This is a genomic window from Prosthecobacter sp. (assembly GCF_044378005.1).
GTDB lineage: Bacteria > Verrucomicrobiota > Verrucomicrobiia > Verrucomicrobiales > Verrucomicrobiaceae > Prosthecobacter.
The window spans coordinates 1-4,592 of the sequence record NZ_JBILYB010000261.1 but is presented as its reverse complement, the minus strand read 5'-3'; the positions used below and the strand labels follow the sequence as shown (position 1 = coordinate 4,592).

3 protein-coding genes are annotated in these 4,592 nt (G+C 60.1%); all 3 read left to right on the top strand.

The genetic code is table 11. From position 1 onward, the window contains the following. Window positions 1-115: 115 nt before the first annotated feature. Window positions 116-1,411, top strand: coding sequence for a DUF1552 domain-containing protein (locus AC6FTP_RS25700; RefSeq protein ID WP_497209753.1), 1,296 nt, complete (start codon window positions 116-118; stop codon window positions 1,409-1,411). Beyond that, window positions 1,408-2,823, top strand: a complete 1,416-nt coding sequence (locus tag AC6FTP_RS25695; protein ID WP_497209752.1) for a DUF1501 domain-containing protein — start codon at window positions 1,408-1,410, stop codon at window positions 2,821-2,823. The genes AC6FTP_RS25700 and AC6FTP_RS25695 overlap by 4 nt, the downstream gene beginning before the upstream one ends. Before the next feature lie 8 nt (window positions 2,824-2,831). Next, window positions 2,832-4,592 (top strand): DUF1549 domain-containing protein (locus AC6FTP_RS25690; RefSeq protein WP_497209751.1); only part of this gene is annotated, 1,761 nt, incomplete at its 3' end.

The window sequence follows — 4,592 nt, the reverse complement described above, 5'->3', positions numbered from 1 at the left end:
ATCGCGAGGAAATCGAGTCGATGCTCGATGCGTGCGCAGCGAATGGGTTTCGTGTGAAGGACCTGATTCACGCACTCGTGCAAAGTCGCATTTTCCTTGGTTCAATACTCCAGCCATGAACTTCCCCCACATCTCCACCCCGATCCCACGCCGCCGCTTCCTGCGTGGCCTCGGCGTCACGCTTGGACTGCCGCTCTTGGAGCAAAACTACGCCCGTGCGGCATCACAGACGCCTCCAAAGCGCATGCTGCTCATCTCCAACAACCTCGGGGTGCTGCCGCAGCATTTTTTCCCGAAGGACAAAGGTGCAGGTTACACGCTCTCGCCCTATTTGAACGAACTCGCGGCATTCCGAAGCGACTTCACCATCTTCAGCGGCCTCTCGCATCCAGCCGTCACAGGCGGTCACAGCACGGAGAACTGCTTCCTCACCGCTGCACGCGATCCGACGCGCAGCGGCTTCCGCAACAGCATCTCGCTTGATCAATACGCCGCCGAGAAGCTCGGTCAGCAGACGCGTTTTCCGACGCTGAACCTCGGCGTGAACATCGACAAGGCCAACCGCAGCCTCTCCTGGACACGCGACGGCGTGCTGCTGTCCGCCGAAGACAGCCCAGCGGCCTTGTTTCGCAAAATGTTCATCCAAGGCGATGCCAAACAAACCGCCGCCTCGCTCAAACGCCTTCAGGATCGCGGCAGCATCCTCGACGCCGTTCGCGATGACATCAGCAGCTTCCAGCGCCAACTCGGCAGTAACGACAAAAGCCGTCTCGATCAGTATCTGACCTCCGTGCGAGAACTGGAGCAGCGACTCGCCCTCTCTGGCGAATGGGAACAAAAACCCAAACCGCAAACCAAGACCACAGAGCCCAAGGACATCGCCGACAAGGCCAAGTTCTTCCCGAAGATCCAACTCATGCTCGACATGGCCCGCCTAGCCTTCGAATCCGACTCCACGCGCATCATCACCCTCATGGTGGACGGATTCGCCACGCCTGTCTTTGAGATCGATGCACAACACCGCACCCGCGACGGCTATCACAATCTCAGCCACCACGGCCAGTCGAAGGAAAAGCTCGCCGAACTCGAAAAGGTAGACCTGCAGCAGATGCGTCACCTACGCGATCTCATCACTGCACTCGCCGCCACGCCCACGGCCGACTCCCAACGCCTCCTCGACCACACCATGGTCCTCTACGGCAGCAACCTCGGCGATGCGAACGTCCACAACTGCACCAACCTCCCCGTCCTCCTCGCCGGTGGCGGCTTCAAGCACGGCCAGCACCTCGCCTTCGACACCCTGCACAATAAGCCGCTGTGCAATCTCTTCGTCTCCATGATGCAGAACATGGGCATCGAATCAGACGCATTCGGCAGCAGCACGGGCACCATTGCTAACATCGCCATATGAACCCATCGCTAAACCTCACGCGCCGCCATCTCCTCGGCCAAATGACCACAGGACTCACAGGTGTCGCGCTTTCGCGTTTGTTCACGAACGAACTCGCCGCTGCGCCGCTGCACCAGCCGCATTTTGCGCCGAAGGCAAAGCAGGTGTTGCAGATTTTCTGCCCTGGAGCGGCGTCGCACATGGACCTGTGGGATCACAAACCGATGCTGGAAAAGTTTCACGGCACACCAATGCCCGGCGCGGATGTCGAAGTCACGTTTCAGGGTAAGAATGGCAACTTGATGAAGTCGCCCTGGCCCTTCGCACCAGCGGGTCAGAGCGGGAAGATGATCTCCTCGATGCTGCCGCACATGGCGAAGCATGTGGACGACATGGCCTTCATCCACAGCATGACTTCGCGCACAAACACGCACGGGCCGGGCTGCATCTACATGAACTCGTGCTTCACGCGCGAAGGCTTCCCCAGTGCAGGCTCGTGGGTAAGCTATGCGCTGGGTTCGACGAATGAAAACCTGCCGACCTACATTGCGATTCAAGACGTGCGCGGCGAACCGCCGAATGGAAAGGCGAACTGGAGCAATGGCTTTCTCTCCGCGCAGTATCAGGCGGTGGCGATGGCCGCACAGCAGCCGCTGCGCAATCTCGCGCGGCCCGCGAGCATCAAGGCCGATGACGAAAAGGCGACGCGCGATTTCCTGAAGCTCATCAATGCGGAGCACGACGCCTCGCATCCCGGCAACGACGAACTCCGCGCGCGCATGGCCGCCTATGAACTCGCGGCGAAGATGCAGCTTACCGCGCCGGAAGTCAGCAATATCGCAGCCGAGCCCGCGCATGTTCATGAACTCTACGGCACTGGCGACAGCAACAAGCTCAAGGCCGCCTATGCGAAGAACTGCCTGCTCGCCCGCCGCTATCTGGAGCAAGGAGTGCGTTACGTTTCGCTCTACTGCGCTTCGCGTGCGAGTAACGTCGATGGCCTGCTGAATTGGGACGCACACAAGACACTGAAAGCCGACTACGAGCGGCATTGCCCGATCTTCGATCAGCCGACAGCTGCGCTGCTCACCGACATGAAACAGCGAGGCATGTTGAACGACGTGCTCGTCGTTTGGTGCACAGAGTTTGGCCGCATGCCGACGCATCAGGAAGGCACCAGCGGTCGCGACCACAATCCCGATGCCTTCACCACCTGGATGATGGGCGCGGGTGTGAAAGGCGGCGTGAGCTACGGTGAGACTGATGACTTCGGCCGCCGCGCCGCCGTCGATGTCGCCACCGTCTATGATTTCTACGCCACCGTGCTGCACCTGCTCGGGCTCAATCACGAGAAGCTGACCTATTACCACAACGGAGCGAACCGTCGCCTGACCGATGTGCATGGGCACGTCATCAAAAACATCCTCGCATGATCGCTGCCATGAAACCTCTCGCGATCCTCCTTCTCGCATCATCGTCAGCACTCGCCGCAGATCCGGCGGGCATCGCCTTCTTTGAGCAAAAGGTTCGTCCAGTGCTCGTCGAGCATTGCTACTCGTGCCACAGCGCTGAGGCGAAGAAGCTCAAGGGCAACCTTTACCTCGACTCAAAGGCGGGCTGGGAGAAAGGCGGCGACAGTGGCGAGCCGGTCATCGTGCCCGGCAAACCGGAGGCGAGTCTGCTCATTCGCACCGTGCAGCATCTCGAAGCCGACATGGAGATGCCGCCGAAGAAGCCGAAGCTGCCCGATGCGGTCATCGCGGACCTCGTGACGTGGGTGAAGATGGGTGCTCCCGATCCACGCGATGGCGTGAAGATCGAAGCGAAGCGCGGGGATAAATCATGGTGGTCGCTGCAACCGCTCGCGAAGCAGTTCGCTCACGACAGCATTGATGGCTTCATCACCGCGAAGCTCGCAGAGAAAAAGCTCACTTTGAATCCCGCCGCTGATCCGCACGCGCTCATCCGCCGCATGAGCTACGACGTGACCGGACTGCCGCCGACGGTCGAGGAGGTCGAGACGTTTGCGAAAGCGCATCAGGCGAATCCCCGTCAGGCCATCGAAGCATTGGTGGATCGTCTGCTTGCCTCGCCGCGCTACGGCGAGCGCTGGGGGCGTCATTGGCTGGATGTGATTCGATTCGGCGAGAGCAACGGATTTGAACGCAACTTCGTGATCGATGATCTCTGGCCGTTCCGCGACTATGTCATCAAGTCGATCAACGACGACAAGCCGTTCAACCAGTTCATCACCGAGCACCTCGCGGGTGATGTGGTCGGGAAAGACAATCCCCAAGTGGAAGTTGGAAGTGCCTTCCTCGTCGCGGGGCCTTATGACGATGTGGGCAATCAGGACATCGTCGCGCAGAAGAACATTCGCGCCGCCACACTCGACGACATGATCACCGCGACGAGCGGCGCGTTTCTCGGCCTCACCATCAACTGCGCCCGCTGCCACAACCACAAGTTCGATCCCATCCCGACCGAGGACTACTACCGGCTGCGCGCAGCGTTTGAAGGCGTCACGCATGGACGGCGTGTCGTCGCCACCAAGGAACAGCGTGACGCATTCGCCGCCTCGACGAAGCCGCTGGCTGTCGAGTTGAAGAAGCTCGAAGTGGAACGCGCATTGCTCGATCAAGCCATCGAGACACGGGCCAAGGCGGCATTTGCCAAAACCAAATTCACGCGCCCGAAGATCGACCAGAACGGCACCGACGAATCCTTCGCCGCTACGGAAGCGAAATACGTCAAGTTCGTCATTCACAGCCTGACGGGAGATCATCAGCCGTCCGCAAAAGGCAAACGCGGCAGCGGTGGCAAGCTCACCGAGTTCCAAGTCTGGAGCGCGGAAGATCCGAACCGCAACGTCGCGCTCGCCAGCAATGGCACCAAGGCTGAAGGCGCGAAATCAGCGACGGCGGAAGACTTCCCCGAAGCCTACGGGCCGCAATACTGCATTGATGGAATGCTTGGCGAAGCGTGGTTCATTGGCGAGCCAGCCGTGCTGACGCTGACCTTTGCGCAGCCGGAAAAAATCAATCGCATCACCTTCATCAATGCCCGTGGTGATCGCAGCATTGTCGAGGAAAAAGTCCGTGGAGCCACGCCGTGCGAGTATGGGATTCAAGTGTCGTCGGACGGGCAGACTTGGCGCACCGTCGCCAGCGATGAAGGCCGCGAGCCGTGGACACCGGCACAT